Here is a 15,976-nt window from a genome sequence, read left to right on the forward strand (position 1 = left end):
CACCTAGACGAAAGGAGAAATCAAGATGCGAGTGGAGAACAATTTCATCAACGGAGAATGGATTGATACATCGGACACGATCGAGGTGCGGAATCCCGCGACCGGCAACATTATGGCCACGGTGACAAAGAGCGACACCGCCGAAGCGAAACAGGCTGTCGATGCCGCCCACGACGCCTTGAAGGACTGGCAAGAGAAAACGGCAGAAGAACGAGGCGCCCTCCTGCTCGAATGGAACCGCCTGATCGATGAACATACGGAAGCCATCGCTCGGACGATGGTCGAAGAGCAAGGCAAGCCGCTCCAAGAAGCGATCGGCGAAGTCCGCTATGCGAACGGCTTCATCGAGTGGTACGCCGCGGAAGGTCGGCGCGTGTACGGCGAGACGATTCCGGCATCGTCAAACAAGAAACGCATCTTTGCCATTAAACAACCGGTCGGCGTCGTCGCCGCCATCACCCCATGGAACTTCCCGGCCGCCATGATCACCCGAAAATTGGCGCCGGCGCTTGCCGCAGGTTGTACCGTCGTATTGAAACCGGCATCAGCGACACCATTGACGGCGATCGAACTCGTCAAACTGGCTGAGAAAGCAGGCTTCCCACCCGGTGTCATCAATCTTGTCACCGGGAAAGCTTCTGACATCGTGAACACGTGGCAACACGACCCCCGTGTCCGCAAATTGACGTTCACCGGTTCGACCGAGGTCGGCAAGACGCTCATGCGCGGCGCCGCCGATACGATGAAGAAAATCTCGCTCGAGCTCGGTGGTCACGCCCCGCTCATCGTCACGGCACAGGCAGATCTCGACAAGGCTGTCCCGCAAGCGGTCGCGACGAAATTCCGTAACGGCGGACAGACGTGTGTCTGCGCCAACCGGATTTATGTCGAGCAATCCATCGTCGATGCGTTCTCTGAAAAATTCATTGAGGCCGTCGCGGCGCTCGAAGTCGGGAACGGACTCGACGAAGGGACGGATATCGGCCCGCTCATCGACGAGGCCGCGGTCGAGAAAGTGATGAAGCACTTGGAAGACGCCCAAATCCGGGGCGGGGAAATCACGGGTGGCGAACAGCTCGACGGATTGTTCGTCCGGCCGGCAGTCGTCCGCTATGCGAATGAGGATATGCTGTGCATGAACGAGGAGACGTTCGGTCCTGTCGCCCCGATTGCGTCGTTTGACTCGCTCGAGGAAGTGATTGAACGGGCGAACGCGACCCCGTTCGGCCTTGCCGCCTATGTATTCACGCAAGACATCAACGAGGCCCTCTATTTGGCCGAAGCGCTCGAATACGGCATCGTCGGCGTCAATGACGGCCTCCCCTCAACGCCGCAAGCCCCGTTCGGTGGCTGGAAACAGAGCGGTCTCGGCCGCGAAGGTGGGCACCACGGCATCGAAGAGTTTTTAGAAGTAAAATATATTTCGCTTGGACTCTAAAAAAACCGGTTGAACGTCGCGCGTTCAACCGGTTTTTTTATTTTTCGACCAAGGCGATCAAATCGTTCGGCGTCGCGATCACATGATCGGCGAGCGCCCACTCGTCTTCGTTGCCGAAGCCGAAACCGGTCAAGACGACCGGAAAGTCATGCGCTCGTGCCGCTTCGACGTCAGATTTACGATCCCCGACCATCACATAGTCGTTATCGCCGTGACGGAGACGATGCGCCGTCAAAATGTCGGCTTTCTTCTCCCCGCTCACGGATTCAAGACATTCTGGAGCCGTCATAAACTGGCGGATATTTTGCGAGTCGAGCATGAGGTTCAAATAATGGACCCCGCAGTTACTCGCGGTCGTCAACGTGTGCCCTTTCGCGTGGAGCGCCTCGAGCATCTCGTAAATCCCGTCGAACAAGACGTGTTGGCCTTCCATCGCTCGTTCGAGCGTCTCATGACGAAGTTTGCGAATTTGGCGGATCTCCTCGATTGTCGCCTCCGGGATGACGTGCTCCCAAAATGCGTTACCGGCCAATCCGTATCCCGATCGGACCGCTTCCTCGCTCGGTTTCGGTAAATGTGGAAGTTGCTCCAACGCCTCGTGGATTGCTTGCGTCATCGGTCCGGTCGTGTCAACGAGCGTCCCATCGATATCAAATAAAATGACTGCCATGTCTGTATCCCCTCTCTCTTTCCTATGCTCCTACCGTAGCAGAATCCCCTCAATTCCGAAAGCGGAAACGTCACACGCAAATCTCACCTCTAAAAGTGAAATTCAGAGTCCATAAAAAAACGGCTGAACAAATGTTCAACCGAGAACTGTCAGCCGCGCCAGAAACTCATACCGCCTTTGACCGAGTAGACGTCCGTATAACCCGCGCTTTTCAACATGGCCGCGGCCCGTTGACTTCGCATCCCGCTTTGACAGATGACGTAGACCGGACGTTCTTTATCTTTCGGATATTGGGCACTCGCGTTCCCGAATCCCGATAACGGCACATTTTTCGCTTGCTTGATATGCCCGCCCCGGTATTCGTGTGGTTCACGAACGTCGAGCAGTTGAATGTTTCGCTCTTCGGCAATCTTCCGTTTCAATTCATCCGTCGAAACTGTTTTGACGCTGTTTCGCTTCGTCCACCAAAAATAAATCAATCCGATCACTACTGCGACAAACAAGAAATCAAGCATAGTCACGCCTCCGTTAGGTATAGTTTAGTTAACCCCATTATACCCCCTATGGTATATAAGTCAACGCGAACGCTCGCAAAAAAAGCTGTGCCCCGGGGCACAGCTTAGAAGTCGAGCAATGAATCGGTTTTCGGTTTGTCTTCCTCTTCTAAAGGAATCCCGAGAAACGCTGCCATCTGCCGATCAAGCGGCGGTTTCGCCTCGGTCGGTTGGGCCACGGGAGCCGCAGTGGACTGCGTTGGAGCCGAATCGGCGAGCAACAGCTCGCAATACCCCATCAGTTTGGCCAAATGGCGTTTCTGGGTCTCTCCGCTCGACTGTTCAATTTGGCGCATCACTTGTTTCATTTGCATGATGACCTGTTGTTCTGTAATCATACGTCGCACACATCCTTTACCGTTCCATTCTGAGGCAAACGTGGGGCCGACCGCAAGTCCGATGCTCGTCAGACGTGGGTCTCCGCACGCGTCTTAAGCCAAGATTGGAACGCCTCAAAGTCGAACCTGACTTGATTGGCGTAAAATTGGGACCAACGCGAGATTTGACGAATGAATAGCGGTCGCGACGCCCCGATGGCAGCCGCAATCCGTTCACTCGCCTCGTAGTCGAGCACGTTCGCATCCGCATCCGCTCGCGCATGAATTTTGGCCGTGATCTCCGCCTGTACTTTCAACGTCTCGATGAGCGATTCCTCATTCTTGATGTGCTTCGCTTTCACTTTCCGCTTATAAGGTGACCGTTGCCGCACGTAATACTCGTTCCCGTCCATCGTCAAGTAGCCGAGATACGGGTCACGACTGTGCACCATGGCACGCTGGGCCGCGATGACGCGGGCTCCTTGATGGGACAGCCCGTCCTCAAACAATGGATGCGTCGGCAAGAAGAGAGACGGGACAGCTGATTGCGCCTGCTTCATTTCGAGAATGATATCCTCGTCATGTTCAGCGTCCGCACCTTCAATCAAAATATAATACCGTTCGAGCCCGATTGAAGCGGTACCGCTCTCCCGTTTGATGGCGATGTCTTTAATCTCATAATGGTCGGCGTGGTGACGATGCTTTTCCGACAAGGATGCCAAATAGTCAGGCCATGCCTGTTTGATTTGTTTGGCAGTCTTCGGGCTGACCGGGACGAGGTCGTCACTTGTCGCGAAGTAACGCTCCTCATCCCGGACTTCCGTTCGCTCCGCCATGAATGCGTCTTTCTTCTTCTCTGCCTTTTTAATCACTTTCTTGATTGCTTTGCACGTGTTCGCTTTCGTGAATTGGACATCTTCATCCTTCCCATTCGCATAGCGTTCCATCGCAAGCGCGTATGTCTCTGCATACGTCTCAATGGCTCGTCTCGCATCAAATCCTGACTCCGCGGCAAACAAATCGACCGAGATCGCCATGCGAAGGACGTCAAACAAATAAGACCCGAGATACGCCTCGTCAAAATCGTTCACGTCATAAATGATGGTTCCGGCCCCATCCTCGAACACACCGAAGTTTTCAAAATGCAAGTCCCCTTGAATGAACGTCGGATGAGACGCGTCGGTATCGAACGCGAGCGGCACTTTCGCAAAGTCATAATAGAACAAGTGGGAGCTCCCCCGGAAAAACGAGAACGGGGTCGCGCTCATCTTGTTGTACTTCTCATCTCTAGCCGCTTCAGACAAGTTTCGAATCGATTTGTCGTAGTAATCCAAGACGGTCGCGAGCGTCTCACGACGGATCTGTTGTTTGACGGATGTGAACATGACCTTCTCCCCTTCACGCATCGAATAAGTGCTTGTACTCTCCATAACCTGCAGACTCTAACTCTTCTTTTGGAATGAAACGGAGTGCTGCCGAGTTGATGCAGTAGCGCAGACCCCCTAGTTCTTTCGGGCCGTCATCGAATAAGTGACCGAGGTGACTGTCGGCTCCCTTCGAGCGGACTTCAGTCCGGACCATATGGTGCGTCGTGTCCATGTTCATGTCGATACGCTTTTCCTCGATTGGACGGGCGAAGCTCGGCCAGCCGCAATTCGACTGGAACTTGTCGCGCGACGTGAAGAGCGGCGTACCATCAATCACGTCGACATACAATCCTTCTCGTTCCTCGTCCCAATACTCATTTTGAAACGGGGGCTCGGTCCCGTTCTCTTGCGTGACTTTATATTGGATCGGCGTCAAGCGGTCTTTCAGTTCTTTCTGAATTTTCTTGTCGCTCCACGCCTCTTTCACAAACTTGGCACGGCCTGAACCGACCCGATACATTTCGTAGCGGAACGGATTTTTCTTATAGTAGTCTTGATGATAGTCTTCGGCTTCCCAAAACGTTTTCGCGGGACGAATCTCGACTTCAATCGGTCGGTCGAATCGACCTGAGTCCTCGATTTCTTGCTTTGAACGTTCCGCTGCCACGCGCTGTTCTTCCGAATGATAGAAGATGGCCGGTCGATAAGACTCACCGCGGTCGTTGAATTGTCCGCCGCCATCGGTCGGGTCGATTTGACGCCAATAGATGCGCAACAGTTCCTCATATGAAATGACTTCCGGGTCAAACGTGACCTCGATCGCCTCAAGGTGACCGGTCGTCTCCGAACAGACTTGTTGATAGGTCGGGTTGTCGACGTGCCCGCCCGTGTAACCGGAAATGACGCGCTCGACCCCTTCGTATTTATGAAACGGTTTGACCATGCACCAAAAACAGCCTCCCGCAAATGTAGCTTTTGCCATAATAAATCCCTCCTTACTATGTAGTGTACCCAAAAAATCTCGTCGACAACAAAAAACGAGAACCACGAACGTGTTCTCGTCTTAGTCTTCCTCGACCTGATTCATGTGCCGCATCACTAAAAATAAGATGACGCCGACGATAAGCGCCCCGAGAATAGTCAACGCCATATTCCCTCGAGCCGATAATGTATAAAAGATGGCCAACCCGATCAAGATGAGCGCGATCGGAATAAACGCTCGCTTAAAATGATCCCAATACCGCACGGACAGTCCCCCTTTCTTTCTATCATACCAAATTTGTTTGCTATGATAGAGAGGAAGATGATGTTTCATTTCGAAGGAGGCACTTAGTATGGAGGTTGAACGGTTATGGGCCAATCGCCCGACACTGATGTGGGAAGACCGGATGAATGAAGGCGATGACGTGTATACCGTCGAGATCATCTTTGCCGTTGACGCCGCGCTCCGACGGTACGTGACCGCATTGACACATGCAGACGGAACGGAAGCAAGCGTCTTAGCAGCGGTCCGCGACGTCGTGTTGCGCTTGAACGAGCTCGATACCGAGCACGACCATTTCATCGAGACGGTCGAGCGTGAGGAACTGTACGATTTCATTCAAGCCGGGGCGATTCTAGCCGGTTATGAGACTGACGAAGACGTGACGGAAGAATGGCGTGACTGGTGAACACATTGCACTCCTCCATAAGCAGTCAACGCTGTTTGAATATGCTAAACTGAAACTAATTATTTCCATTTCACGCAAGGGGATGCAGCCATGCTAACCATCATCAACTCGTTTTTTCTGAACTTGTGTATCCTATTCACCCTCTTCACGATCTCATTTCTTCCGTTCCGCAATCGTCCGCGTCTGACACCGAAGTCACCGTTGAAAGGTCGAATCCTGCTTGGCGTCCAGACAGGGATCGTCGCCTTGATTTTACTCGCGAACGCACTGCCGCTCGAAGGGATTTTGATCGACTTGCGCTCCATCCCCATCTCGCTTGCCGTCTTGTTCGGCGGGTGGGTCAGCGGGGTTGTCGCTGCCGTCATCTTTCTGACCGCCCGATTTTTCATGGTGACCGACGGGGCGTACATCGGCTTTTATTTGGCGGTCTTGACGATGATCGGACTCGTCCTTCCCATCAGTCTATTGCGGCTAAAACTCGATAACACTCGCAACACGTTACTCGTCTTCACGACGATCAGTGTCACCGTCTTCGGTGCGGCCATCTATTATGCGTTGCCGCTCGAACTGTTCTATCCTGTCATTCTCGCCTACATCGTCATGGCGTACGGCGGCGCCTGTGCCGCGTATCGTTTGCTCCAAGAGTTGCGTCGCCACTTCGAGAACGTCCAACATCAGCAACAACTCGCCCGGACCGACGCGTTGACCGGCATCGCCAACCGGCGTCTATTGAACGAGGCGATGGCCAACTTGAACGTCGAAGCCAAAGAATACGCCTTGATCCTCGTCGACATCGACCACTTCAAGCGCGTGAACGACACGTACGGTCATGACGTCGGGGACGACGTCTTGCGGGAGCTCGGCATGTTGCTCGTCGCCGAGAGTGAAGAGCGTCATCTCGTCGGCCGCTTCGGCGGAGAAGAATTTTTAATCATCATGCCGAACGCCAATCGAGATGAAGTGACTCGCCTCGCTGAATCTATACGAGAAAAAGTCTCGACTTTCCCGTTCGAGACGAGCGCGGGGACGCTGCATATCACCGTTTCGCTCGGGGCCTGCCATTCGAACGATATCGAAGTCGACAGCGTGTTGAAACATGCCGACGAAGCGTTATACCACGCAAAGGAATCGGGACGAAATCGATTCATTCTGGCGTCGTAAAGCGCCTCATGTTCGCAAAAGATTGCGATTTCCCGCAGTTTTCCCGCTTTACTTTCAACTAGTGAATCGGTACACTAGGCTAGACTTTGATTCGACTATCCTTACAGTGATCATAGATTTGGACAGAAAAAGGGGAAACACATTTCATGACAGTATTGTTATCACTATTCGGTTTGATGTTTGTGGGATCGTTCATCCTCGACTATCAACGTGGCAAGACGTTCCGGCAGTCGCTCTTCGGGGGAGTCGATACGATGAAACGGAACTTGTTTATCTTTTTACGCACGTCCCTCTCGATGATGATTTTTATCGGTCCGCTCCTACTCATCTCCATGTTCGCCTTCTCAGAACTCGTATCGTTCGAGACGGTCGCCGCCTTCATGATTGCCGTGCTCAGCATCGGGTTCGCGGAACGCATCATCGGGATGATCGTCGCACCACTCGTCCGGACGTTCTGGCACCAACGCGGAAAATTGATGCCGCTCTATCTTGATGCAGGTCTTTATATTTTCTTGCTGTCGATTCTCATCCTCGAGTTCTTGATGAACATTCCAGGTGTTGAACTCGGTGCTTCTGCCATCGCGGTATTTTATGCGTTCGCGCTCTTCTATACTCGTTACTTGTTCAGCTTACTTCGCTTCACGCTTCGTAAGGGCGTACCGTCGAGCTGACAACGATCCGCAAACAGTTTGGTTTGCGGTTTTTTTGTACAATCTACTAATTGACAATGAGAATCGTTATCACTTATACTTTAGTTGTAGCTCCCAAAGCTTGACGTAAACGTTCCCCAAACCAATACGTCACGTGGATTCCCCTCCACGACACTCTTTTTGAAAGCAATGCGACAACCCCCATTTGTTGCACCCAAATTTGCCATCCAAAAAAACGAGCGGCTCTCCGACGGAGCCGCTCGTTTTTTCATGCAAAGATATCTTGTTCGATTTGTTTCAATCCATAAAACACACCGTGTGCGTGCATCAGTTCATCATACGATCCGGTCTCGACGATGCGTCCGGACTCCATGACGATGATGTGATCGAAACGTTCGAGCCCAGTCAGACGATGGCTGACCATGACGAGCGTCGCTTCATCGGCTTGACGCAAAATCTCGGCGAACACGTCCGCCTCGGTCCGCGCATCGAGCGCCGATGTCGCTTCGTCAAGTATCCAGAGCAATCCATTCTTCAACAAGGCTCGGGCGATGGCAAGACGTTGCCGCTCGCCGCCCGATAAGTTCGCCCCTTTCTCAAAGACGGGCTCGTCGAGCGAGAAACCGAGGCGGACACTCGCGAGCGCCGCTTCCATCTCAGCGTCCGAGAAATTACCGGCGAGCTCCAGGTTCTCTCGCACCGTCCCGAAGAAGAAGTGGTTCTCTTGAAGGACGACGCTGGCTTCACGCCAGACCGATGCTTGGGTCACATCGTCCAACCGCTGTCCATTCAATCGGATCTCACCAGACTCAGGTCTGACAAAAGCGAGCAACAGTTGAAGTAGTGTCGATTTCCCTGAGCCGCTCGGTCCGACGATAACGGTCTTTGAACCGCCTCTTAACGTCACGTCGACGCCGCTCAGCACGTCACGGAACGTGTCCGGGTAGCGATAGCTCACGCGTTCGAACGATACGTCAGGTGCTGTCTCGAGCGCTACGTCGGTACGGGCCGACTCGGCAACGACAATCGCTTCACTCGGCTCGACCACTTCGAGCATTCGATCGGCCGCTTGCTTGCTGTCAGCAAAGTGGCCTGGGAAGACTGCCATCGGTGTCGCGTTCTCAAACGCGGTGAGCGACATCATGATGAGCATGGCCAAGAAGAGGCCATTTAATTCCCCGTCGACGACAAGATAGGCCCCGATGGCCAAAACACCCCATGAGACGAGTAAGGACGCCGCCACGACGAGCGAGGAGTTGAAGAACTGGTTCGTCACATCTCGTTTTTGGGCATCGGCGTAGCGGTCGCTCTGTTCAAGCAGTTCGTTGCGCGTTTGACCAAGCCGATGGTGCAACAACAGGTCGCGATAGCCGTACATCATCTCCGTCATCCCACTCGACAGGTCTCCTCGCAAGGTACGGAGTTCCCGGTCATGCTTGGCACGGACACGGGCGAAGAAGGCCGGGATCAAAAAACCGGTCACGAAGACGCCGAACAAGATCCAAACGCTGACCCAGACCGAGAAGTATGTGACGAAGAAAATCGTGCTCAAGAAGACGAGTACCAAGATAATCGGCGGGTAGAACACCCGTAAAAAATAGTTCTGCAAGCTCTCGACGTCACCGACGACGCGAGCGAGCAAGTCCCCACTCCGATATTTGGCAAAGATGCTCGGGACGAGCGGCTCGAGTTGACGATAAAATCGGACCCGGAGTTCGCTCAAAATCGTGAACGTCGCCCGGTGCGAGGCGAGACGCTCCTGATAGCGAGCACTCGCCCGAATCACACCGAACAGTTTAATCAAAACGACGGGCACCATGAGCGCATACAGCGGCGGCACGAGCCCAGCCCGTGAGACGAGGTATCCGCTCGCCGCGAACAAAGCGACGGCTGCGATGCCAGCGACATAACCAAAGAAGATCGAGAGGATGATATCCTTTTTCTCTCGCATCATCCATTTCGTGATCGTCCAAAGGGAATTCATCCTCTCACCCCTTTCTGTAGCGTGAATAAGTCAGCGTATTGCGGAACGCTGAGCAGTTCGTCATGTGTTCCTTGGGCGACGAGACGCCCTTCGTCCATGAACCAAATCGCATCGGCTTGTTTGATCGTATGCAGACGATGCGCGACCGTGACGAGCGTTGACTCACGTGACAACTCATCGATTGAGCGCCGAACGATTTGTTCGGTCACTAAATCAAGTCCGGTCGTCGGTTCATCGAACAAGATGATGCCGGGACGTTTTAAGAAGGCCCGGGCCAAGGCGAGCCGCTGCCGTTCGCCTCCGGATAAGCCGTAACCCCCTTCACCGAGTTCGGTATGAAGACCGTTCGGCAACTGAGCGATGACATCGTTCAACCCGGCTGCCGTCGCCGCCTCGAGAATCTTCGCTTCGTCCGCCGCCTCACCGAGGCCGATATTATCGGCGACGGTGCCGGCGAACAAATACGGGTTTTGTGAGATATAGCCAATCGTGTCATACCATGACGTATCGGTGTACGTCTCGAGGGGTGCACCGTCCACGAGGACACGTCCGCTGTCAGGTTTGACGAGCCCTGATAACACGTTCAAGACGGTTGTCTTCCCGGACCCGCTCGCCCCGACGAGCGCCACGTGGGCACCGGCAGGAACCACGCCGCTTAAAGGCTGGAGCGTGAAACGCCCCCCTTCATAGGCGAATGATGCTTCGTCGAGCTCGAGGTCGGGTGTCCGGCTCGTCAACGTCCGGTCGCCCCACTGCAGACGTTCATCCGGTGCGTCGAGCGCCTCGAAAATACGATCGGCCGCCCCCATGCTGCCGCGTCCGGTATGGAACGCACCGCCGAGGTCTTTGATGGCCAAATAGTATTCCGGAGCCAAAACGAGAATCAAAAAGCCGGAGAAGAACGTCAAGTTCTGCCAGACGACCATTTGCAGCGCCACTTCGAGCGCCACGACCCCTGTGCTGAGCATCGAGATGAACTCGAGCATGAGACCCGACAAGAACGCCGTCTTCAAGACGACCATCGTCGCGTCGCGGAAGTCGAGACTGCTCTTTTCAATCGCTTGCGCCTCACGCTCGGTCCGACCGTAGAGTTTCAACGTCGTCAATCCTTGCAACACGTCCAAGAACTTTCCGGAGAACTGGTTCATCTTCTCCATCTGTTGTTCGGATTTTTTCTGCGTCGCAATCCCGATGATAATGAAAAAGATTGGGATGAACGGCGCCGTCACCATCATGATGATGCCCGAGATCCAATGTTGGCTGAAGACGACGACGAGAATGAGCAGCGGAATGATCGACGTTTGAATGACTTGCGGCCAATATTGGCTGAAGTAGGCGTCGACTTCATCGACTGCGTCCATGAAGACGCTGACTTTCTTTCCGGACTGGCCGGACAAAGATGTCTCGATCGGATTCGATGTATAACGGTCAAGCAACTGCAAACGGAGTGTCCGTTTCGCTTTCTCCGCTAGACTAGCTCCGATTCGTCCTGACATGTAGCCGAACAAAGCACGCGTGACGAGGGCGAGAATGAGCCAGCCGAGCGCCGGGATGATGCTTTCAAACGATGCATTTTTTAAAAAGACCTGGTCGACGATATCGACGATTAAATACGCCTGCGCCAAAATCGACAATCCGATCATCACCGCGGCGATGACGAGTCCGACGATATGGCGTTTTTCAGCTAAAGCGAGAGCTTGCAGTCGTTTCACTGCGTTCATCCTTTCTATACTATCCAAAACTTTTCTTTGTGAGGATTCTCACTAATTATAACTGATGCACACGACCATGGCGAACGCTTCGCTTAGCCAGACATGCAAAAGACGCCGCGTATATCACGTGGCGTCATACCGTCGACTGTTCAAAGTATTCGGGATGGCCAATCATCAATTCACGCGCATCGAAGTGAAGCACCTCTTCTTTTCGTAAGCGCGATAAGATGTTCGACACGGTCTCCCGTGACGTACCGGATAAGCGTGAGATTTCAATCGTCGTGAACGGACACCGGACGCGAACCCCCTCTGCTTCCGGTTCCCCGAGGTCTTCAATCAAGTAATGGATCGTGTTGAGCACGCGTTCGGTCGCACTCGGAGTGATGATATCCTGCACCCGTCGTTCGTGCAAGTCGAGAATCCGATTCATCTGTCCGACGATATGGAGTAACATCGACGCGTTCCGAGAGACGAGTTGTTCGAATCGGTCCGTCGGCATATAGATGACCTCGATATCGGTCAACGCCTCCGCCGAATGTTGATAATACGGTTCCGTCATCAAGCCGCGATACGGGAACAGTTGCTTCGGTTTCAAGTAGTCCGTATATTGATGGGTCGCCGTCTCGTTGTTGCGCTCGAGCTTCACGTAACCGCTGATTAAAAAGTAGACGCGCTCCCGAGGATCGCCTTCCATGAATAAGAGCTGTCCTTTCCGGTACGTTCGACAATAGACATGGGGCAACAGTGCCTCGAGCTCACGGGCGGTACATTTGGTGAATACATCGAGTTGCCGCAAGTCGTCTACGGTCCATTTCGGTTTCATGTTGAACCCTCCAATCTATCTTGCCTCTCCTTTTAGTATAGTTGGATTCAATTTGAAAACGCTTACAAAATCCAACGATTTTCTGACAAAAAAAAAGAGGGGCTTTCACCCTCTTCGTCACAGCACGTTATTCAATCGAGCATCAACTCCATGATCGCATCTTGCAGGTCACGGTCGAGTTCAAGCGCGTGCAAATCGAACAGCCATGCCTCGAGCCGCGTCTTCGCTGCCGCCGATCGATACAACTTGTCTTTTAAATCATAAGAAATCTCGGCGCGGTCCAAGAAACGATACAAACGATCGAGCCGGTGATCGTTCGCCGTCAGTTCGACCGGGAGAGACACCGTCATCTCTTCATCAATCGGACCGAGTTCGAGGCGCAGTGTCTGGGTCTCTCGATTGTATTCACCAGAACCGGTCACACCTCGGAGGAGTAACGTGACGTTACGGTCAGACGGCAAGACGGTCCGGTCACCTGTAACGTGAATGTGGAGTTTCCGTTCCTCCCAATCAAGCGTGAACGTCGTCTCAGCGTAAGCACCCGTCTCATAGTCACGGTCCGACCCGTTGTCTTCATAGAGCGTGAACGTATTCGACGCGCCCGGGAAGACGAGAACTTCCAATTCGACCGGGTTATCTGTATCGTTACGACCCGAGTAATGCCGTGCCATCGGGATGATGGCCCCTGCTTTCGCGAACACCGCCTGATCTTCGAGCCCACGGAACATGCGAACCGATTTGTCTCCGCTGTAGCGATGACCCGTGAAGAAGTCGAACCAGTCGCCTTTCGGTAGCCAGACGTTCGTCGCCGCCACGTGGAGCTGTTTATTCATCGGCTCGACGATTGGAGAGACGATGAGCTCACTGCCGAAGTAGTATTCGTTCGGTACCTCATACGCCGCGTCCTCGTCCGGATGTTCATAATACATCGGTAAGATGAGCGGCAAGGCACCCGCGTGGTTCCGCCAGTTCATCGTATAGATGTACGGGATCAATTGATGGCGCAGACGCAAGAACGTCTTCATCGACCGCTCCGCCTCGAGACCGAAGCGCCACGGCTCTTTCCCGTTGAACGTACTGAACGTCGAGTGCAGGCGCATGATTGGACTGAACACACCGAACGCGACCCATCGTGCGGCGAGCTCATCGTCTTTTGAGCCTCGGTAATGGCCACCGATATCGTGACTCCACCAACCATAGCCGATATTGGAAGCGGTCGCCGTAAAGTACGGCTGGAACGCGAGCGACGCCCACGAAATCAACGTGTCTCCCGAGAAACCGACCGGATAGCGGTGACTGCCCGGGCCCGAATAACGGGAGAAGATGATTGGTCGATCGCCATCCCGGGCGATGTCGGCCGCATGATAGTGGTTCAGCATCCAGAGCGGGTCGAGCCCTTCCATTTTCGACGTCGAGCCTTGTTGCCAGTCGATCCACCAGAAATCGACGCCATCGTCTTCATGCGGATGATGCATCTGCTCGAAATAGGCTTGAATGAAGCGTTTATCGGAAAAGTCGAACGGGATGCGGTCGCCTTGGGACGGATCGATGCCCATCGCCTCGGCCATCGCCACATATTGGTCTTCGAAGGCACGCACACCATCCGCCGGATGCAAGTTCAACGTGACGAGCAACCCTTCTTGCTTGAGCCACGTCAAGAATCCTTTCGGGTCCGGGAACAAGTTCTTGTTCCATGAGTAGCCCGTCCATCCGCTCCCGTATTCTTCCGGGACGTCGGTGACGTGCCAATCCATGTCGATGACGCTGACCGAGAATGGGATGTCTTCTGTCTTAAACCGACGCATGAGTTCTTTATATTCCGTCTCGTCGTAGCGCCAATAGCGGCTCCACCAGTTGCCGAGCGCTTTTCGTGGCAACAGCGGCGTCGGGCCGGTCAATTGATAGAAGTCACGGAGTGCGCGCTTATACTCATGCCCATACCCGAAGTAGTACAAGTCATGGATATGTTTACGCCGCGGTTCGACGAAACGGTCCTCGGTCATGATGAACGAATCAGAGTCATCGATGACGGCATACCCTTGTTTCGAGGCGATGCCTTCACCGAGTTCGGTCGCCCCGTCGACGTGGTCGAGCGTTCGCGCCGTCCCTTTCAACGTCCGCTCCGGTCCGTTAAACGTATAGCGGCTATAATACGTACTGAAGTTCCCTTTCACGTCGACGTAAAGCGTGTTCGGCGCGAACGGCCCTTTCGTGTAGTAGAGGTGGACGTGCTCCGTGATGATTTGCAATTCCGTCTCATCCTCAATCACGCGAAACTCTGGGACTGCGAACGCCCGGTTAAAGACGACTTGGGTCGGCCGGTCTTCGAACACCCCATCCTCGGCATACTCCATCCGAATCAGTTGGCTCGTCAGTACCGTGAAGCGATAGCAGCTCCCTTGGACGATTGCCCGATCATCTGCCTGCGGTTTCATTTGTTGCGTATAGACGTTCTCCTCTTCAAATAGACGCATAAGCTCGAGCGTTGCCGCTCTTCGTCACTTCCCTTCTAAATTGTGCAAACGTTTACACTCGAAATGATAACAATGTCTAAATCGACATACAACATTCCTTCCCCATGTCGGACCATAAAAAACGACGAGCTGCCAATTCAGGAAAAAAGCCACAGACGCTGATGTCTGTGGCGTTGAGCTTATTGTTGGAGCGTCGCGGCGAGTCGGACGCGCGTCCCGACCTCACCTCGGACCGCCGCAAGGGCTTGTTCGAGCGACGTGATGACGGCAACCCGGTCGTGTCCTGATTCGGCGAATTGAAGGGCGGCCCGAACTTTCGGCAACATGCTGCCCGGTGCGAACTGGCCTTCGGCGATAAACGTCTCGAGTTGTTCTTTCGTCGTCTCCTCGAGCGCCCGGGCCGACGGTGTCCCGAAATCGACGAACACGTGCTCGACGGCCGTCAAGATGAGGAGCATGTCGGCGTCGACGAGATCGGCGAGTTTCGCAGCGGCAAAATCTTTATCGATGACCGCCTCGACGCCGATATAGCCATCGGCTGTATCGATGACAGGAATCCCCCCGCCGCCAGAGGCGACGACGATGTGCTCATGGGCGACGAGGTCACGGATGACCGCGTGCTCAAGAATCGCCACTGGAAACGGGCTCGGGACCACGCGGCGATAGCCGCGACCGGCGTCTTCTTTGAACACATAACCGGTCGTCCGTTCAAGCTGCTGCGCTTCCGCCTCGTCATAGAAAGGACCAATCGGCTTCGTCGGGTGACTGAAGGCACTATCGTTCGGGTCGACGACCGACCGCGTGACGATCGGTGCGACCGAACGTTCCAAACCACGAGATCTCAGTGCTTTCGTGAGGGCGTTCTCGAACCAATAGCCAATCATCCCTTGTGTCATCGCCCCGCAAACGTCGAGCGGCAAGGCCGGCGTCGCCGGACTGTCCGACGCAGCCTGCTGCAACATCAAATTTCCGACTTGCGGCCCGTTGCCATGGGTGATGATGACCTCAATCCCTTCGGCGACAAGCGCGGCCAGTGATTCCGCCGTCGCCTCAACGGCTCGAATTTGAGCCTCGGCCGTCGCATCTTTACCTTGTTGAATCGCATTTCCACCTAGTGCGATGACTACTCGTTTATTCCGCATATTGGTTTCCCCCG

General features: G+C 54.1%; 15 protein-coding genes. 4 read left to right on the plus strand and 11 right to left on the minus strand.

Annotated features, from left to right (window positions below):
- The first annotated feature begins 25 nt into the window (after nt 1–25).
- Nucleotides 26–1,438 carry an NAD-dependent succinate-semialdehyde dehydrogenase gene (locus AC13H5_RS13790; protein WP_215189328.1) on the plus strand — a complete coding sequence of 471 codons (1,413 nt, stop codon included), beginning with the start codon at nt 26–28 and terminating at the stop codon, nt 1,436–1,438.
- Between the two features lie 37 nt (nt 1,439–1,475).
- Here the strand turns inward: AC13H5_RS13790 and AC13H5_RS13795 are convergent, their stop codons facing one another.
- The 6 genes from AC13H5_RS13795 to AC13H5_RS13820 form a co-directional block, all read right to left on the minus strand.
- Complete coding sequence (locus AC13H5_RS13795; protein WP_215189326.1) at nt 1,476–2,108, minus strand: HAD family hydrolase; 633 nt, start codon at nt 2,106–2,108, stop codon at nt 1,476–1,478.
- Between the two features lie 149 nt (nt 2,109–2,257).
- On the minus strand, nt 2,258–2,623 hold the full coding sequence (locus tag AC13H5_RS13800; RefSeq protein ID WP_035385631.1) for a rhodanese-like domain-containing protein: 366 nt from the start codon (nt 2,621–2,623) through the stop codon (nt 2,258–2,260).
- A gap of 104 nt (nt 2,624–2,727) precedes the next feature.
- The gene (locus tag AC13H5_RS13805; RefSeq protein ID WP_483546039.1) at nt 2,728–3,000 is read right to left on the minus strand and encodes a DUF5327 family protein; all 273 of its coding nucleotides are present in this window, start codon (nt 2,998–3,000) and stop codon (nt 2,728–2,730) included.
- Between the two features lie 68 nt (nt 3,001–3,068).
- Nucleotides 3,069–4,364, minus strand: coding sequence for a DUF2252 domain-containing protein (locus tag AC13H5_RS13810; RefSeq protein WP_483546040.1), 1,296 nt, complete (start codon nt 4,362–4,364; stop codon nt 3,069–3,071).
- 13 nt (nt 4,365–4,377) lie between these two features.
- The gene (msrA, locus tag AC13H5_RS13815) at nt 4,378–5,328 is read right to left on the minus strand and encodes a peptide-methionine (S)-S-oxide reductase MsrA (RefSeq protein WP_029594568.1); all 951 of its coding nucleotides are present in this window, start codon (nt 5,326–5,328) and stop codon (nt 4,378–4,380) included.
- A gap of 81 nt (nt 5,329–5,409) precedes the next feature.
- Nucleotides 5,410–5,592 carry a hypothetical protein gene (locus tag AC13H5_RS13820; protein ID WP_029594567.1) on the minus strand — a complete coding sequence of 61 codons (183 nt, stop codon included), beginning with the start codon at nt 5,590–5,592 and terminating at the stop codon, nt 5,410–5,412.
- Between the two features lie 88 nt (nt 5,593–5,680).
- Between AC13H5_RS13820 and AC13H5_RS13825 the strand changes: the two genes are divergently transcribed.
- The 3 genes from AC13H5_RS13825 (at nt 5,681) to AC13H5_RS13835 (ending at nt 7,848) form a co-directional block, all read left to right on the plus strand.
- Complete coding sequence (locus AC13H5_RS13825) at nt 5,681–6,016, plus strand: hypothetical protein (protein ID WP_029594566.1); 336 nt, start codon at nt 5,681–5,683, stop codon at nt 6,014–6,016.
- A 90-nt stretch (nt 6,017–6,106) separates the two neighbouring features.
- A complete protein-coding gene (locus AC13H5_RS13830) occupies nt 6,107–7,177 on the plus strand; it encodes a GGDEF domain-containing protein (protein ID WP_483546041.1) in 1,071 nt (356 codons plus the stop codon).
- Nucleotides 7,178–7,323: 146 nt separating this feature from the next.
- Nucleotides 7,324–7,848: a hypothetical protein gene (locus AC13H5_RS13835; protein ID WP_138858668.1), complete on the plus strand. Its 525-nt coding sequence runs from the start codon at nt 7,324–7,326 to the stop codon at nt 7,846–7,848.
- A gap of 247 nt (nt 7,849–8,095) precedes the next feature.
- Here AC13H5_RS13835 and cydC read toward each other — a convergent pair whose 3' ends face one another.
- From cydC to arcC, 5 genes are all read right to left on the minus strand, one after another.
- Nucleotides 8,096–9,811 (minus strand): thiol reductant ABC exporter subunit CydC, encoded by a 1,716-nt coding sequence (cydC, locus tag AC13H5_RS13840; RefSeq protein WP_483546042.1) that lies wholly within the window; start codon nt 9,809–9,811, stop codon nt 8,096–8,098.
- Nucleotides 9,808–11,532 carry a thiol reductant ABC exporter subunit CydD gene (cydD, locus tag AC13H5_RS13845; protein WP_483546043.1) on the minus strand — a complete coding sequence of 575 codons (1,725 nt, stop codon included), beginning with the start codon at nt 11,530–11,532 and terminating at the stop codon, nt 9,808–9,810. The genes cydC and cydD overlap by 4 nt, the downstream gene beginning before the upstream one ends.
- A 124-nt stretch (nt 11,533–11,656) precedes the next feature.
- On the minus strand, nt 11,657–12,346 hold the full coding sequence (locus AC13H5_RS13850) for a Crp/Fnr family transcriptional regulator (protein ID WP_029594559.1): 690 nt from the start codon (nt 12,344–12,346) through the stop codon (nt 11,657–11,659).
- Nucleotides 12,347–12,477: 131 nt separating this feature from the next.
- Nucleotides 12,478–14,820, minus strand: coding sequence for a glycoside hydrolase family 31 protein (locus AC13H5_RS13855; RefSeq protein ID WP_483546044.1), 2,343 nt, complete (start codon nt 14,818–14,820; stop codon nt 12,478–12,480).
- 179 nt (nt 14,821–14,999) lie between these two features.
- Nucleotides 15,000–15,962 carry a carbamate kinase gene (arcC, locus tag AC13H5_RS13860; protein ID WP_214753543.1) on the minus strand — a complete coding sequence of 321 codons (963 nt, stop codon included), beginning with the start codon at nt 15,960–15,962 and terminating at the stop codon, nt 15,000–15,002.
- Nucleotides 15,963–15,976 lie beyond the last annotated feature (14 nt).

It is taken from the genome of Exiguobacterium sp. FD-YE-25-4, assembly GCF_057004685.1.